This is a genomic window from Variovorax paradoxus (assembly GCF_902712855.1).
GTDB classification, from domain to species: Bacteria; Pseudomonadota; Gammaproteobacteria; order Burkholderiales; family Burkholderiaceae_C; genus Variovorax; species Variovorax paradoxus_Q.
Map to the genome: position 1 here is coordinate 4755920 of NZ_LR743507.1, position 15414 is coordinate 4771333.

At 67.1% G+C, this 15414-nt stretch carries 17 protein-coding genes; 8 read left to right on the top strand and 9 right to left on the bottom strand.

All coding sequences use genetic code 11. The annotated features are described in order from the left end of the window. Positions 1-12 precede the first annotated feature (12 nt). From AACL56_RS22400 to AACL56_RS22410, 3 genes are read right to left on the bottom strand one after another with little or no spacing between them, the layout of a single operon-like run. The gene (locus AACL56_RS22400; protein WP_339091999.1) at positions 13-978 is read right to left on the bottom strand and encodes a threonine/serine dehydratase; all 966 of its coding nucleotides are present in this window, start codon (positions 976-978) and stop codon (positions 13-15) included. Next, positions 975-1943: a 4-hydroxy-3-methylbut-2-enyl diphosphate reductase gene (gene ispH, locus AACL56_RS22405; RefSeq protein ID WP_339092000.1), complete on the bottom strand. Its 969-nt coding sequence runs from the start codon at positions 1941-1943 to the stop codon at positions 975-977. Before ispH ends, AACL56_RS22400 begins: the two co-directional genes overlap by 4 nt. Next, positions 1940-2383 (bottom strand): FKBP-type peptidyl-prolyl cis-trans isomerase, encoded by a 444-nt coding sequence (locus AACL56_RS22410; RefSeq protein WP_339092001.1) that lies wholly within the window; start codon positions 2381-2383, stop codon positions 1940-1942. The genes ispH and AACL56_RS22410 overlap by 4 nt, the downstream gene beginning before the upstream one ends. A gap of 107 nt (positions 2384-2490) precedes the next feature. On the opposite strand from AACL56_RS22410, the gene radC reads away from it, so the two are divergent. Beyond that, positions 2491-3168 (top strand): RadC family protein, encoded by a 678-nt coding sequence (gene radC, locus AACL56_RS22415; RefSeq protein WP_339092002.1) that lies wholly within the window; start codon positions 2491-2493, stop codon positions 3166-3168. Next, on the top strand, positions 3168-3836 hold the full coding sequence (locus tag AACL56_RS22420; protein ID WP_339092003.1) for a Smr/MutS family protein: 669 nt from the start codon (positions 3168-3170) through the stop codon (positions 3834-3836). Before radC ends, AACL56_RS22420 begins: the two co-directional genes overlap by 1 nt. A gap of 131 nt (positions 3837-3967) precedes the next feature. Here the strand turns inward: AACL56_RS22420 and AACL56_RS22425 are convergent, their stop codons facing one another. The 4 genes from AACL56_RS22425 to fabV all read right to left on the bottom strand — a co-directional run bounded on the left by AACL56_RS22425 (position 3968) and on the right by fabV (position 9236). Then, positions 3968-6037: a bifunctional 2',3'-cyclic-nucleotide 2'-phosphodiesterase/3'-nucleotidase gene (locus AACL56_RS22425; protein WP_339092004.1), complete on the bottom strand. Its 2070-nt coding sequence runs from the start codon at positions 6035-6037 to the stop codon at positions 3968-3970. A gap of 189 nt (positions 6038-6226) precedes the next feature. Then, the gene (locus tag AACL56_RS22430) at positions 6227-7450 is read right to left on the bottom strand and encodes an NAD(P)/FAD-dependent oxidoreductase (RefSeq protein WP_339092005.1); all 1224 of its coding nucleotides are present in this window, start codon (positions 7448-7450) and stop codon (positions 6227-6229) included. Positions 7451-7602: 152 nt separating this feature from the next. Beyond that, complete coding sequence (locus AACL56_RS22435; RefSeq protein WP_339092006.1) at positions 7603-8013, bottom strand: group II truncated hemoglobin; 411 nt, start codon at positions 8011-8013, stop codon at positions 7603-7605. A 26-nt stretch (positions 8014-8039) separates the two neighbouring features. After that, positions 8040-9236, bottom strand: coding sequence for an enoyl-ACP reductase FabV (gene fabV / locus AACL56_RS22440; RefSeq protein ID WP_339092007.1), 1197 nt, complete (start codon positions 9234-9236; stop codon positions 8040-8042). A gap of 153 nt (positions 9237-9389) precedes the next feature. Between fabV and AACL56_RS22445 the strand changes: the two genes are divergently transcribed. The 6 genes from AACL56_RS22445 to AACL56_RS22470 all read left to right on the top strand — a co-directional run bounded on the left by AACL56_RS22445 (position 9390) and on the right by AACL56_RS22470 (position 14404). Next, positions 9390-10001, top strand: coding sequence for a hypothetical protein (locus tag AACL56_RS22445; protein ID WP_339092008.1), 612 nt, complete (start codon positions 9390-9392; stop codon positions 9999-10001). Positions 10002-10109: 108 nt separating this feature from the next. Continuing rightward, a complete protein-coding gene (locus AACL56_RS22450) occupies positions 10110-10937 on the top strand; it encodes an ABC transporter substrate-binding protein (RefSeq protein ID WP_339092009.1) in 828 nt (275 codons plus the stop codon). A 165-nt stretch (positions 10938-11102) separates the two neighbouring features. Next, the gene (locus tag AACL56_RS22455) at positions 11103-11798 is read left to right on the top strand and encodes an amino acid ABC transporter permease (RefSeq protein WP_339092010.1); all 696 of its coding nucleotides are present in this window, start codon (positions 11103-11105) and stop codon (positions 11796-11798) included. A gap of 157 nt (positions 11799-11955) precedes the next feature. Continuing rightward, entirely contained in the window at positions 11956-12666 is a 711-nt protein-coding gene (locus AACL56_RS22460) for an amino acid ABC transporter permease (RefSeq protein ID WP_339092011.1), read from the top strand. Then, positions 12663-13406: an amino acid ABC transporter ATP-binding protein gene (locus AACL56_RS22465; protein ID WP_339092012.1), complete on the top strand. Its 744-nt coding sequence runs from the start codon at positions 12663-12665 to the stop codon at positions 13404-13406. The genes AACL56_RS22460 and AACL56_RS22465 overlap by 4 nt, the downstream gene beginning before the upstream one ends. Beyond that, the gene (locus tag AACL56_RS22470) at positions 13403-14404 is read left to right on the top strand and encodes an isopenicillin N synthase family dioxygenase (RefSeq protein WP_339092013.1); all 1002 of its coding nucleotides are present in this window, start codon (positions 13403-13405) and stop codon (positions 14402-14404) included. Before AACL56_RS22465 ends, AACL56_RS22470 begins: the two co-directional genes overlap by 4 nt. On the opposite strand, the gene AACL56_RS22475 is transcribed toward AACL56_RS22470, so the two are convergent. Next, positions 14347-14685, bottom strand: coding sequence for a hypothetical protein (locus tag AACL56_RS22475; protein WP_339092014.1), 339 nt, complete (start codon positions 14683-14685; stop codon positions 14347-14349). The two genes, AACL56_RS22470 and AACL56_RS22475, sit on opposite strands and share 58 nt — an antisense overlap. Then, positions 14682-15371, bottom strand: a complete 690-nt coding sequence (locus AACL56_RS22480; protein ID WP_339092015.1) for an HAD family hydrolase — start codon at positions 15369-15371, stop codon at positions 14682-14684. Before AACL56_RS22480 ends, AACL56_RS22475 begins: the two co-directional genes overlap by 4 nt. Positions 15372-15414: the final 43 nt, after the last annotated feature.

Consider the following 15414-nt stretch of genomic DNA (forward strand, 5'->3'; position numbering starts at 1 on the left):
AGGGGTGGGTGGTCAGGCGACGGTGGCGGGGTCGACGTTGGCGCCGCACACGATCAGGCACACCTTCTCGCCTTCGCGCGGCACGTAGGCACCGGTCTGCAGTGCCGCCAGCGGCAAAGCGGCGGCCGGCTCCACGGCCAGCTTGAGTTCCTTCCACAGCCACTGCTGGGCCGTGCGGATCGAGGCGTCGGACAGCAGCAGCGCGTGTTCGACCTGCCGTTGCGTGATTTCCCACGCAATGGCACCGATGCGCCGCGCGCCGAGCGAATCGGCCGCGATGCCGCCAACCTCCACGTCGACCGGTTCGCCGGCCTCGCGGGCGCGGTATAGCGTCGGCGCCTTCTCGGGCTCGAGCGCAACCACGCGGGCGCGCTTCTCGAACCAGCCTGCGAGCCCGCCGATCAGGCCGCCGCCGCCGACGCTCACCAGCACCGCATCCGGCAATCCGCCCTGTTGCTCGATCTCGCGGCCGAGCGTGCCGGCGCCGGCCACCACTTCGGGCTGGTCGTAGGCATGCGTGAGCAAGGCACCGGATTCCTTCTGACGCGTCAGGCAGGCAGCCAGCGCGTCGGGGTACAGCTCTCCGACGACGACCACCTCGGCGCCCAGCGCGCGCAGGCGCGCACGCTTGGCTTCGGGCGACACGCCAGGCAGGAACACCTGGCACGGCACGCCCAGCGCCTGCGCCGCGGCGGCCGTGGCAATGCCGGCGTTTCCACCCGAGGCCACGACCACGCCGCTCTCGGGGATGTCGTTGGCCAGCAGCCGGTTCATCATGCCGCGCGCCTTGAAGCTGCCGCTGACCTGCATGTGCTCGAGCTTGAGCCACACCTCGGCGCCCGGCACCGCGACGCCGAATGCCGCCGCGGGCAGCTTCCACAACGGCGTCTCGCGCAGGAAATGGCCTGCACGGGCGCCCAGTCTCTGGGAGGCGCTATCGATTTCAGAGCGCCAGCCGGTCGTTTGCGTGTCGTTCAAGAGATATGTCCTGGAGGCGGGATGTCGTCGAGCTTGAGGCCCTTGGGAAGCGGGAACTTGATGGTTTCCTCGATGCCGTCCATCTTGCGGACCGACACCGCACCGAGCGCGCGCACGCGGTCGATCACTTCGCGTACCAGCACCTCGGGTGCCGAAGCGCCGGCGGTGAGGCCGATGCGCGTCTTGCCCTCGAACCACTCGGGCTGGAGTTCGGCGGCGGAGTCGACCATGTAGCTCTCGGTGCCCAGCCGCTGCGCCAGCTCGCGCAGGCGGTTGCTGTTGGAGCTGGTGGGGCTGCCGACCACGATCACGAGGTCGACCTGCGGGCTCATGATCTTCACCGCGTCCTGGCGGTTCTGGGTCGCGTAGCAGATGTCCTGCTGCTTGGGCTCGCGCACGGCCGGAAAGCGTGCGCGCACGGCGGCGGCGATGTCCGCCGCGTCGTCCACGCTCAACGTGGTCTGGGTGACCACGGCGAGCTTCTCGGTCTGCAACGGCGCCACGCGGGCTACGTCTTCGACGTCTTCCACCAGGTGAATGCCGCTGGAGAGCTGGCCCATCGTGCCTTCGACCTCGGGGTGCCCCTTGTGGCCGATCATGATGAACTCGTAGCCCTCCTTCGCAAGCTTGGCCACCTCGACGTGCACCTTGGTCACCAGCGGGCAGGTGGCGTCGAAGATCGAGAAACCGCGGTCGCGCGCCTCCTGCTCAACGGCCTTGCTCACGCCATGCGCGCTGAATACCAGCGTGGCGCCGGGCGGCACGTCGGAGAGCTCCTCGATGAAGATTGCGCCCTTGGCCTTAAGTTCGTTCACCACATAGGTGTTGTGCACGATCTCGTGGCGCACGTAGATCGGCGCGCCGAACTTGGCGATGGCGCGCTCCACGATCTCGATGGCGCGGTCGACGCCTGCGCAGAAACCGCGCGGCTCGGCGAGGAGGACTTCCGAGATGTCGGAATTCATAGGACTCCGATCAGCTTCACTTCGAAGGTGACGGGCTGCCCGGCCAGCGGGTGGTTGAAGTCGAAGCGCACCGCGGTGTCGCTCGACTCGATGACCGCGCCGGCGTAGCTGCCGGTGCCGTCGGGCGTGGGGAACTGCACCACGTCACCCACGGCGTATTTCTCGTCGGGGTCGCCCATCTGCGCGAGCAGCTTCCTGGCCACCCATTGCTGCATGTCGGGATTGCGCTCGCCGAAAGCCTCGCCGGCCGGCAGTTCGAAGGTGGCGTGGGTGCCCTCTTCGAGGCCCATCAGCCGCTGCTCCATGGCCGGCGAAAGCTCCCCGGTGCCCAGCGACAGGGTCGCGGGCTTGTCGGCGAAAGTGTTGATGATGTCGCCCGCCGGACCGGCAAGCCGGTAATGCAGGGTCAGGAAGGAGCCGGAAGTCACGACTTGGGACATGGAGGCATCAGAGGTGGGCAAAGACAAGGTGGGTGTCCCGATAAACTGGGCTTCATTTTAAGGATCGGGGCTTCGACCCGGCTCCTCCAAGGTTTCCACAGGGTTTCATGGCATTCAAGGATCTCCCTCTAGACGCCCGCCCGCGCGAAAAACTTATCGCACGCGGCGCCTCCGCACTGGCGGACGCCGAGCTGCTCGCCCTGCTCCTGCGCACCGGCGTGGCGGGCCAGAACGTGCTGCAGCTCGCGCAGCAGCTGCTCGAGCGATTCGGCGGCCTGTCGGGCCTGCTGCACACCGGCCCTGAAGATCTCAAGGCCGTCAAGGGCATGGGCGGCAGCACCAAGCGCTCCGAGCTCGTCGCCGTGCTCGAGCTCGCACGCCGCGCGATGAGCGAGAAACTCAGGACGCGCCCGGTGTTCGATTCGCCCGGCGCGGTCAAACATTACCTGCAGATGCACATCGGCACGCGCCCCCACGAAGTGTTCGCGGTGGTGTTCCTCGACGCGCAGCACCGCATGATTGCACTCGAGGAGATGTTCCGCGGCACGCTCACGCAGACCAGCGTCTATCCGCGCGAGGTCGTCACCCGCGCCATCCAGCACCAGGCCGCGGCCGTGGTGCTCTCGCACAACCACCCGAGCGGCAACATCGAGCCCTCGCGCGCCGACGAATCGCTCACGCAGACATTGCGCGCCGCGCTCGCGCTGGTCGACGTGCGCGTGATCGATCACATCATCGTGGCGCCCGGATGCAGTTTCTCGATGGCAGAGGGAGGGTTGCTCTGATGGCGTCGCGGCCACCCTCCAAGGCGCCGTCGCTGAAGAACCTGGCGGATCTCAAGCAGGTGCAGCGCACGCTGGCCGAAACCCGCGAGCGTGAAGCGGCGGAGGCTGCCGCCAAGGCTGCGGCCGAACGCAAGCGCGCCGCCGAAAAGGACCTCTTCGCCCGCGCCATCGGCGCCACCGAGCCGTTGCGGCGCAAGGCCGTCGTGCCGCTCGCGCCCGAGCCTCCCGCGCCGATCCCGGTGCAGCACCAGCTCGACGAGCAGCGCGTGCTGCGCGAGTCGCTCTCCGACGAGTTCGACGTGACCACGCTGCTCGACGTGGACGACGCCATGAGCTTCCGCCGCCCCGGCATCGGCACCGACGTGACGGCGCGGCTGCGCAAGGGCGACTGGGCGATCCAGGCGCAGGTCGACTTGCACGGCCTGCGCAGCGACGAGGCGCGCGAGGCGCTCGGCGGCTTCATTCGCAACGCGCACAAGCAGGGCCTGCGCTGCGTGCGCGTGGTGCACGGCAAGGGGCTGGGCTCACCGGGCAAGCAACCGGTGCTGAAGACCAAGACGCAGCGCTGGCTGATCCAGAAGAACGAAGTGATCGCGTTCGTGCAGGCGAAGCCGGCCGAAGGCGGAGCCGGGGCGCTGGTGGTGCTGCTGGCCCCCGTGCGGCGCTGACCTGCTTTCTCTCCCACTGAGGGGGAGAGGTGGCGTGAGGGATTGGCGGCCCGACCGGCGCCGCACCTCGTCTGCGGCGCCGGCCCTCACCCTGCCCTCTTCCCAAGAGGAGAGGGAAAAGTTCCCGCAGACTAATTGCCCAGATCGAGCCTGTAGACCGAGCGTCCCTTGCCGCTGCCGTCGTCCGCGGTCAGCAGCGAGATGTTCGCCAAGCCCGCGTCCGTCGCGGCGCCCAGTTGCCCCTGCCCCGACGTGAACACCACGTTGCCCGCTGTCGTCACCTTCGTGAAGCGCCAGCTGCGCTCCGCGCCATTGGCGGCCCGGGTGATGGTCTTGTGGGTCTTGATGTAGTCGATCAGCACGTCGCGGTTCGCATCGGGCGATGCATAGATCGTCGCGCGTCCGTCCAGTGCCGGGATGAAGCTCGCGCCGCTCGTCGCGCGGTAGTTGTTCGTCGCGATGACGAACTCCTTCACCGGGTCGATCGGCGCGCCCAGGTACGACAGGTTCCTGATGCGGCTGCCCACGACCTGCGTCACGTCGATCTCGTACTGCACGTCGGGCGTGGTGAACATGTCGAAGTTGTAGCCCGGGAAGGTGCTGATCAGCTGCTGGTCGGTGGTGAGCGCCGGGTCGATGCGGTTGAAGCGCTTGGCGGCCGCTTCGAGCCAGGCCTTGATTTCCGCACCCGTCACCTTCACCGCGTACACCGTGTTCGGGTACAGGTAAAGGTCGGCTGCGTTGAAGATCGCCAGGTTGCCCACGGCCACGTCGGTGTAGTCGCGTCCGCCTTCGTAGCCCGACTTGAACGGCGCGCTCACCGACAGCACCGGCAGGCTCGCGTACTGCGGCAGGTTGGCCTGGATATAGGCCTTCACATAGTCCGCCTGCGCCTGGTTCACAATCTGGATCGCGCCCGGGTCGCCCACGTCCGCGAAGTAGGTGTTCATGCGGAAGTCGGTGCTGCCGATGGGCGTCTTCACATACGTGATGGCGGCCTGGTGCTGCGTTTCGATCAGCGGTGCGACCGTCGGGTCGGCATCGACGTAGATGGCCTTGCCCGCGTCGTCCTTGCCCGTCTGCGTGGAGCGCGCCTCGACGAAGGTCTTGCTCTTGTCCACGCTCCAGGCCTTGCCGTCGTACACGAGCTCCAGCTTGATGAGGCCCATCGCCTTGCCCCACGAGCTGGCCATGACGGCCGGCACGCCGTTCACGGTGCCCGCCGCGTTGTCCACGCCGGCCTGCTTGTAGCCAGGGTTGGTGCCGCGATCGGGGAACACGCCGTGCTGGTGCCCCATCATCAGAGCGTCGATGCCCGGGACCTTCGACAGGTACAGGCCGGGGCTTTCCATCGTCGGCGAGTACGGCGAGGCATCGAGTCCGCCGTGCTGCAGCGCCACCACGATGTCGGCGCCCTGCGCGCGCAGCTCGGGGATGTACTTCGTGGCCGACTCGACCGCGCCTTCGGTGCTCACCTTGCCTTCGAGGAAGCGCTTGTCCCAGTTCAGGATGCCGGGCGTGGTGAAGCCGATCACGCCGACCTTCACCGGCACCGTCACGGCCTTGCCGTCGGGTCCGGTGGCAGTGAACTGCTTCGTGACGATGGTGTAGGGCGCCAGCAGCGGCTTGCCGCTCTTCACGCTCTGCACGTTGGCCAGCACCATCGGAAAGTTCGGGCCGGCGCACTCCTTGGTGCCGTCGACGCCGTCGACGTCGAGGCCGCCGCCGATCACCTGGTTGAGAAAGTCGAGCCCGTAGTTGAACTCGTGGTTGCCCAGCGTGCCGGCGTCGTAGCCGGTGGCATTCATGGCCTTGTAGATCGACAGCGGCTGCGTGCACGGAATGCGGTTCACCAGCGCTTCGTAGTCGGCCAGCGCAGTGCCCTGGATCGTGTCGCCGTTGTCGAGCAGCACCGTGTTCGGGAATTCCTTGCGCGCCGCGTTGATCAGCGTGGCGGTGCGCTCGTAGCCGTACGACTTGTCCTCGGCGAGCTTGAAGTAGTCGTAGCTGCGCACGTTGAAGTGCAGGTCGGTGGTCTCGAGCAGCGCGACCGTGGCGCGCGTGCCGGCTTGTACCGGCGCGGGGGCGGGCGTGACCGGCGGCGCGGGCGACACCGGCGGCAGCACCACGTTGCCACCGCCGCCGCTGCCGCCACCGCAGGCCGAGAGCACGGCAGCCAGCACGGCGGCGCAGGTGGTCATCGGGGCAACACGCCGAAGCGGCGAGAGGTTTGAAAAACTGGAAGGTACCGCAACTGCTGCGTTCTTCATCGAAAGGTCTCCCTGCAATCTAGAGGAAGACCAGTCTCTGAAAGCAGAGTGACAGACTGGTGAACCTGGCCTGACCTGCGGTGTGTTTCCGGCGCTTTTTCTCTTGCCTTTCCGGCAGCCTTACGAAAGGTGATTCTTTAGTGGTATGGATGCGTCCGCCACTGCCGCGGCGTCGGGGTTGCGCCCTGCTTCGAGCAGCTTGCGGCTCATCATGTGGTCGACCGGCGCGTTCACCGACTCCACGCAAACAAGCTGTCCGTCGACATAGTGGAACAGCGAGAACGCATCGGGCTTCGGCCCCGCGCGGCGCACGCTGACGAGCCCCGGCGTGCCTTCGGCCGGCATCAGGCCCGCCATCTGCAGGCGCATGCTGCCCTGGTCCGACCAGAACCACGCCACCGCGTCGTGCGCGCGCGCGGCATCGGTCAACGTGGCCACGGCCGTGCGGGCCTGGTCGTTGGCGTTCTGCACCGACTCGAGCCGCAGCGCGCGTCCCGCGCGGCGATCGGGAAAGCGCGTGCAGTCGCCCACCGCGAGCACGTCGGGCGCGCTCGTGCGCATGTGTTCGTCGACCACGATGCCGTCGGCGCACTCGATGCCGGCCGCCTGCGCGAGCGCGGTCTCGGGCACCGCTCCGATGCCCAGCAGCAGCAGGTCCACCGGCTGCTTCACGCCATTGACCTGCACCGACAGCAGCCGTTCGCCCGCCACCTCGAAGGCACCGGTCTGCGCGCCGAGCACGATGTCGATGCCATTCGCACGGTGCGTGGCAAGCACGTGCGCCGACAGGTCGGGCGACACGGCGCGCCCCAGCAGGCGCGGCGCGCTCTCGATCACCTGCACCGACTTGCCGAGTGCCTTGGCGGTGGCGGCCACCTCGAGCCCGATGAAGCCGCCGCCGAGCACGGTGACGTTCTCGGCCGCAGCCAGCCGCGAGCGCAGGCGATGCGCCTCGTCGGCCGCGCGCAGGCTCGCCACGTTCTCGAGGCCGGCCTGCAGCTCGGGCATCTGCCGCGCGCGCGTGCCGGTGGCCAGCACCAGTTGCTGCCACGGCAGCACCGCGCCCGAACGCAGCGTGACGGTGTGCGCCTCGCGGTCGATGACCATGGCCGCGTCGCCCAGGTGCAGCGTGATGCCCGCTTCGCGATACCAGTCGGCCGCCTTGTGAGGCTGCGTCGTTTCCTCTGCGCTCTTCAGGAACGCCTTTGAAAGGGGCGGCCGGTGGTACGGCTCGCACGCTTCCTCGCAGACGAGGTGCACGCGCGCCCCCTGCCCCGCTTCAGCCAGGCCGGCACACAGCTGCGCAGCGGCATGGCCGCCGCCGATGATGACGATGGAATTCATGGAAAAGATCCTTCGAGTCGATGTTTGTTCAGTTCGCCAGCGGCCTTGCCCCTTCGTGAAACACCGCGGAACGGCTTTGCCGGGCCGCAGGTGTTTCCCCGGCAGGGAGTTGGCGTAGCGACACGAAATTGCGCGCAGCCTGCGGGGCGAGCCTATGACCGCATCCAGTCGGCGGTCTTGAAGAAGGAGTCGCGCAGGCGCGCGCGCAAGTCCTCGGGTACGCCCGTCTCGCCCATGGCCTGGTCCATGCAGGCCAGCCACTGGTCGCGCTCCTTGATGCCGATGGTGTGGCCGCCGATGCTCTGCGGCAGGTGGCGCGCGCGCAGCATCGGATGGCCGAAGCGGTCGGTGTAGTGCTGCGGCCCGCCGAGCCAGCCGCACAGAAACCAGAACAGGCGCTGGCGCGCGTTGTCCAAGCTGGTGCCATGCACCGCGCGAAGTTGCGCATAGGCCGGCTCGAGGTCCATCAGGTCGTAGAAGCGCTCGACCAGCGCCTCCACCTTCGGTTCGCCGCCGATCCAGTCGAACGGCGTGCCGGCGGGCGGCTTTTCTTGAATCTGCATGGGCGCGAGTATCCCTCCGGGGGCCTTCAGGCCTGCACGAGGTTCGGAATGCCCACGTCGGGATTCACGTCGGCCTCGTAGTCCACGCCTTCGACCGCGAAGCCGAAGAGCCTCAGAAATTCGGTCCTGTATCCCGCGAAATCGCTGATGGCGTCGAGGTTTCCGTCGGTCACCTGCGGCCAGAGTTCCTGCACGCGCGACTGCACCTGCGGCGACAGCTCCTTGTGGTCGGCGCGCAGCCGGCCCTCTTCGTCGAGGTGCGGCGCGCTGCCATACAGGCTCTCGGCATACAGGCCGTGCACCTGCTCGATGCAGCCTTCGTGCGTGCCCTGCGCCTTCATCACCTTGAACAGCAGCGACAGGTACAGCGGCATCATCGGAATGGCCGAGCTGGCCTGCGTGACAACCGCCTTCAGCACCGACACGCGCGCGTCGCCGCCCTTCGCGGCCAGCTTCGCACGAATGCCCAGCACCTTCTCGTCCAGGTCCTTCTTGGCGGCGCCGATGGAGCCGTTCCAGTAGATGTCGTGCGTGATCTGCTCGCCCAGGTAGGTGAAGGCCGTGGTCTTCGCCCCATCGGCCAGCACGCCGGCCTGCTGCAGCGCGTCGATCCACATCTGCCAGTCCTCGCCGCCCATCACGGCCACCGTGTTGTCGATCTCTTCCTGCGTTGCGGGCTCGAGCACCGACTCCTTCACCACCGCGTTGTCGGTGTCGAGACCGCGCAGGCTCACGGACTTGCCGATGGGCTTGAGCACCGAGTTGAAGACCTGTCCCGTCTTCGGGTGGGTGCGCCGCGGCGCGGCCAGGCTGTAGACCACGAGGTCGACCTGCCCGAGGTCGGCACGGATGGCGTCGATGGTGAGCTGCTTGACCTCGTCAGAGAAGCCGTCGCCGTTGATGCTCTTCGCATAGCGGCCCTCTTCTGCAGCGGCGCGATGGAAGGCGGCGGTGTTGTACCAGCCGGGCGAGCCCGGGCGGTTCTCGGTGCCTACGCGCTCGAAGAACACGCCCAGCGTGTCGGCGCCGCAGCCGAAGGCCGCGGTGATGCGCGCGGCCAGGCCGTAGCCGGTAGACGCACCGATGACCAGCACTTTCTTCGGGCCGCCTGCGATGGGCGGCCGGGCCTTGACGTAGTCGATCTGCTGACGGACGTTGGCTTCGCAGCCCGCGGGATGGGTCGTGACGCAGATGAAGCCGCGCACGCGCGGTTTGATGATCATGAAGACCTCGCTGATGTGATACCGGGGGAAGCCCGCGAATTTAACCCAGCCCCTGATCGGCCCCTTCAACAGACACCCAAAGGCAGAATGCCACTCACGCGGCGATCGCGCCGCCGATGGCACTCACAAACGATCGGCTTTTCGAGGCAACCCATGGGCGACTATTCAGAGCTGTACTTTTCAAACGCGAGAACGCCGCCCGGGCGAGGAGAACTTTCGGAAGCATCGCCCTACCTGCTCTCCAAGTACCACGTCCCCCTGTTCTGGTTTGCCTTGTTCAGTCCCGAGGACATTTCCGAGCACAAGGAGTCCGACGAGCCGGATGACGTCTGGCCTTACCTCTCGAAAAGGAGAGTGCGAGCCATGGACATGTTCAATGCGCGGCGCGCGGCACTGATGATTCGCTTCCCCCAGATCGCTCCTCTCTGGGCAGATCAATTTGCGGCGCTGCTGGCGCAGACGCACTTCGAGTACGTTCATCTCGACACCCGACAGATCGGCGGCATGATCCACACCGGGCCGAAGTGGCGGCAAGCGCTCGAAACGATGCTGGACATCTTCGAGTCCGCGCCGCCACCAGCCCCGGTCCCGCGCTCATTCCTCGGCAGGCTTTTTCGCACGCCGGAGCCTCCCGGCTCACCTGGCTGGTATTTGTTCAAGACCCACTTCAGCGGCTCCTATGCGGGCACACGTGGTGCCGAACCTTGGCCCTACTGCGGAAGCAGCGGCACGGACAATCCCATGCCGTGGGAGCCGCAACAATGAGCCTCATGCGTTCATAGCGGCCACACATGTCGATATATGAATTGACCATTTAATGATTCGAAGTTTTATTGATATGGTCTCGCCCTGCTTTCCATGAAGGAGAAGAACATGCGCTTGAATATCATTGCCGCGGCCCTGGCCGCTTCCACCCTGCTGCTCGGCACGGCCGCACATGCCGACCAGCTGGCCGACGTCAAGAAAAAGGGCGAACTGGTCGTCGGCGTGCTCGGCACGGACGAGCCCGCGACGTTCGTCGATCCCAAGACGCGCCAGATCGTCGGCTACGAAGTGGACCTGGTGAACGCCATCGCGAAGAAGATCGGCGTGAAGCCGGTGCTCAAGCAGATCGCGGTGGCAGCGCGCATTCCCGAGCTGCAGCAGGGCCACGTGGACCTGGTGGCCGCGGGCCTCACCCACAACAAGGAGCGCGAGGCGCAGATCGACTTCTCGCTCACCACCTTCGTGACCGGCCAGAAGGCCATCGTGAAGAAGGACAGCGGCATCACCGAAGTGCCACAGCTCGCAGGCAAGAAGGTGCTGACCATCCGCGGCGGCACGCAGGAACCGAACATCCGCAAGGCCGTGCCCAACGTCGAGGTCGTGACCTTCGACACCAGCCAGCAGGCCTTCCAGGCGCTGCAGCAGGGCAAGGGCGTGGGCTACGTGGACGATGAGGCCGCGCTGCTGCGCAGCTACGCCAAGCTGGGCCCGCAGAAGGCGCAGTACGTGGTCCTCAAGCAGAACCTGAGCACCGAGGCGCTGGCCATCGGCATCAAGAAGGGTGAGAGCGGCCTGAAGGCGGTGGTGGACGACACGCTGCGCGAGCTCGAGAAGTCGGGCGAGGCCGAGAAGATCTTCATCAAATGGTATGGCCCGAACACGGCCTCGGGCTTCCAGACGCGCGACTTCAAGCTCGAAAGCGACAAGATCGACTGAGCCCGGCCCCGGGTCTTTCTCCTTCCCCTGCTGGGGGAAGGCCGGGATGGGGAACAGGCGGCCTTGGCATGAGCGCCGCGTCTTTCCAGACGCCGTCATGCCCCCATCCCAACCCTCCCCAGCGGGGAGGAGCGCCCCGCTCGCGGCGGTGATACTGTCGCCCCCATGCCCCTGTTCGACTATTCCTTGCTGCTCACCGGCAAGTACCACGACATGCTGGTCGCGGGCCTGCTGCTGTCGCTGCAGCTGCTCGCGGCTTCGCTGGTGCTGGCGCTGCCCATTGCGCTGGTGGTGGCGCTGCTTCGGCTGTCGCCCTTCGCGCCGCTGCGCTGGCTCGGCTTCGCGTATGTCGAGTCGATCCGGAACATCCCGCTGCTCGCGCACATGCTGTTCTGGTACTTCGGCGCGCCCGAGCTGCTGCCCGACGGCATCAAGCAGTGGCTCTACGAGGGTCACATCGAGGCCTACAGCGCGATCATCGCGCTCGCGCTGTACACGGCGGCCTTCATGGCGGAGGACATCCGAAGCGGCATCCGCGCGATTCCCGCCGTGCAGTTCGAAGCGGGCCGCGCGATGGGCTTCAGCTACCTCGCCACCATGCGCCGCGTGGTGCTGCCGCAGGCGCTGCGCGTGACCATCCCGCCGCTCATCTCGCAGACGCTGAGCCTGTGGAAGAACACCTCCATCGCCACGGTGATCGGCGTGGCGGAGCTGATGTACCAGGCCGGCCAGGTCGAGAGCGCGACCTTCCGCAGCTTCGAGTCCTTTGCGTTCGCGAGCGCGGCCTACCTCACGGTGTCGCTGGCGATCACGGGGCTGGCGACCTGGTATCACCACCGTTATCCGGTGCGGACGGTATGAAGTTCTCCCCCAGGCTGCGCGCACTTCGTGTCGCTTCTCCTTCCTCCTCGCCGGGGGCAACACCTGCGGCCCGGCGAAGCCGGTTCCGCGGTGTTCCTGGCCTTGGCCGTCGCGGCTTCTTACGTCGCGCGACATGCGATGACGGGGTGACGCACTGATGCTGCAGATCATCAACGACTACTGGGTCTACTTCCTCATCGGGCAGTACCCCAACGGGCCGCTCGGCGGGCTGGTGCTCACGCTGCTGCTGGCCTCCTGCGGACTGGTACTGGCGCTGCCGCTGGGCATCGTGCTCGGGCTGGCGCGCGTCAGCCCGTGGCGCTGGCTGCGCTGGCCGGTCACGGGTTTCGTGTTCGTGGTGCGCGGGCTGCCGCTGCTCATGGTGATCTTCTGGGCCTACTTCTTCCTGCCCAGCGTCACCGGAGTGAAGACCGACCAGTTCACCACGATGCTGATCGCGCTGGTGGTGTTCGACGCAGCCTACCTCGCCGAGATCGTGCGCGCCGGCATTCAGGGCCTGCCGCGCGGGCAGATGGAAACCGCCCGCGCGCTGGGCCTGGGCTACGGCCGCGCGATGCGCCTCGTGGTGCTCCCGCAGGCGCTGCGCAGCATGCTGCCCTCGCTGGTGAACCAGTTCGTCTCGACCATCAAGGAGACCTCGCTGGGCTACATCATCGGACTGGCCGAGGTGTCGTTCATCGCGACGCAGATCAACACGCAGGTGTTCACCAAGCCCGCGCAGATCTACCTGATCCTGGGTGGCACGTATTTCATTCTCTGCTTCGGCCTGTCACGCTTCGCCTACTGGCTGGAGCGCCGGCTCGCGCGCCGCGGCATCTCCACAGCCAGCGCCAAGGTGTCCGCATGATCGAACTCGAAAAAGTCAACAAGTGGTACGGCAGCTACCACGCGCTGGTCGACATCAGCGAGACCATCCACAAGGGCGAGGTCGTCGTGGTGTGCGGGCCCTCGGGCTCGGGCAAGTCGACGCTCATCCGCACCTTCAATCGCCTGGAGCCGATCCAGTCGGGCCGCATCGTGGTCGACGGCCAGGACATCCATGCGAGCGGCCTCGACGTGAACGCCTTCCGCTCGCGCATCGGCTTCGTGTTCCAGCAGTTCAACCTGTTTCCGCATCTCACGGTGCTGCAGAACTGCACGATGGCGCCGATGCAGCTGCGCGGCCTGTCGCGCAAGGAGGCCGACGAGCGCGCGATGGCGCTTCTGCAGCGCGTGGGCCTGGCGAACAAGGCCGACGCGTGGCCCAGCGAGCTGTCGGGCGGCCAGCAGCAGCGCGTGGCCATTGCGCGCGCGCTGGCCATGCAGCCGCCGCTGATGCTGTTCGACGAGCCCACCAGCGCGCTCGACCCCGAGATGGTCGGCGAGGTGCTGCTGGTGATGCGCGACCTCACGCGCGACGGCATGACCATGGTCTGCGTGACGCACGAGATGGGCTTTGCGCGCGAGGTGGCCGACCGCGTGCTGTTCATGGACGAGGGCAAGGTGCTCGAGCGCGCCACGCCCGACGACTTCTTCAACCGGCCGCAGCATCCGCGCGCGCAGCAGTTCCTGTCCGACATCCGATCGCCTTTCGCACGAGACGCATGACCGATTCATCCCTCCCCCTGATCGACGTGGCCCCGCTGGTGGCGGGCTCGGCCGGGCGCGACGCCGTAGCGGCGCAGATCGGCGCCGCTTGCCGTGCGCACGGCTTCTTCTACGTGACCGGCCACGGCGTGGCCCCGGCGCTGGTGAAGCGGCTCGAAGCCCTGAGCCATTTCTTCTTCGAGTTGCCCGAGGAAACCAAGATGCAGTGGCGCATGGCGCTCGGCGGGCGCGCCTGGCGCGGCTACTTCCCGCTCGGCGGCGAACTGACCTCGGGCCGGCCCGACTGGAAGGAAGGCCTCTACCTCGGCACCGAACTGCCCGCCACACATCCGCTGGTGCAGGCGAAAACGCCGGTGCACGGACCGAACCTGTTCCCGGACGTGCCGGGCTTTCGCGAGACCATCCTCGACTACATGACAGCCGTCACGCAACTGGGCCACCGGCTGATGGAAGGCATCGCGCTGAGCCTTGGCCTGCCGGCCGGCTACTTCGCCGAGCGCTACACGGCCGACCCGCTGATCCTGTTCCGCCTGTTCAACTACCCGACGCAGTCCGTGCCCGAAGGCCTCGACGTGCAATGGGGCGTGGGCGAGCACACCGACTACGGGCTGCTGACGATCCTGCACCAGGACCACATCGGCGGCCTCGCCGTGCACACGCCGGGCGGCTGGATCGACGCGCCGCCGGTGGCCGGTTCGTTCGTCTGCAACATCGGCGACATGCTCGACCGCATGACCGGCGGGCTCTACAAGTCGACGCCGCATCGCGTGAAGCGCAACACCTCGGGGCACGACCGGCTGTCGTTTCCGCTCTTCTTCGATCCGAACTTCGAGGCGCGCGTGCAGCGCATCGAAGGGCTGGCGGGCGCGGAAGCGCGGGACGACAGTTCCGAACGCTGGGACCGTGCCAATGTGCACGCGTTCAGCGGCCGCTACGGCGACTACCTGCTGGCAAAAGTCTCGAAGGTGTTTCCGCAGTTGCGCGACGAAGTGCTCTGAACGGCGGGAGCCGGGAACGGTTCCAACGGTTCTTCGAGGAACGCGTCTTCCCAGCGATCGACCTGTGCATCGGGGTCGGAGATGGGCACGAGCTTGTCGCTGCGGCAATAGAAGGTCCAGCCCTCGAACAGCACGTCGTAGTACGTGCCGGGCAGGTAGCGCTCGCTCGGCGCGTCGTAGGGCGCCGACACCACTTCCACGATCCGCCCAACGGCGCGCTCCGTGAACGGCGACGCCAGGCAGCTGTCGAGCACGTGGCAGAGCGTGCCGATCTTGATCACATGAGCTTCCCGGTGGCCTCGGCAGTGGGAAACCATGTCGGCAGATGAGGCACTGCCGCATGCAGGGAATCGAACACGTGGAAGGCGCGCTCGGCGATCGCCGCAGCGGGGTGCTTGAGGTCGGGCACCACCACCACGCGCATGCCCGCTGCCAATGCGGCCCTGGCACCGTTCTCGCTGTCCTCGAAGGCGATGCAATCCGCCGGGGCCACGCCCAGCCGCTCGGCCGCGAGCAGGTAAAGCGCAGGATCGGGCTTGGCGCGGGCCACTTCGTCGCCGCCCGCGAGGGCCGAGAAGTGATGCAGTAGGTCGAGGCTGCCGAGGCAGACCTGGATCTGCCTGCGGGTGGACGAGGACGCCACGGCGCAGCGGATGCCCCGCGCCTGCAGCGCCTCCAGGAACTCGGCCGCGCCGGCCTTGATGGGAAACAGCGGCATGCCGTCCGAGCGCTCCAGCTGCAGCTGGCTGCGCACGTGCTCGATCGCATGGCGGTAGGCGTCGATGCCGCCCAGGAACGAGGCAAGAACCACCTCGGACTCGATGGTGGACAGCCCCACCACCTGCATGTACTGGTGATGGGAAAGCTCGATGTCGAGCGTGCGGGCGGCCTCGATCCAGGCGGCCATGATGGGCCTCTCCGAATCGATCAGCAGTCCGTCCATGTCGAAGATGGCGGCGGCGAACATGCGGGCATCCTAAAGAATGAAAAAGGGGCCCGGTGGGCCCCTT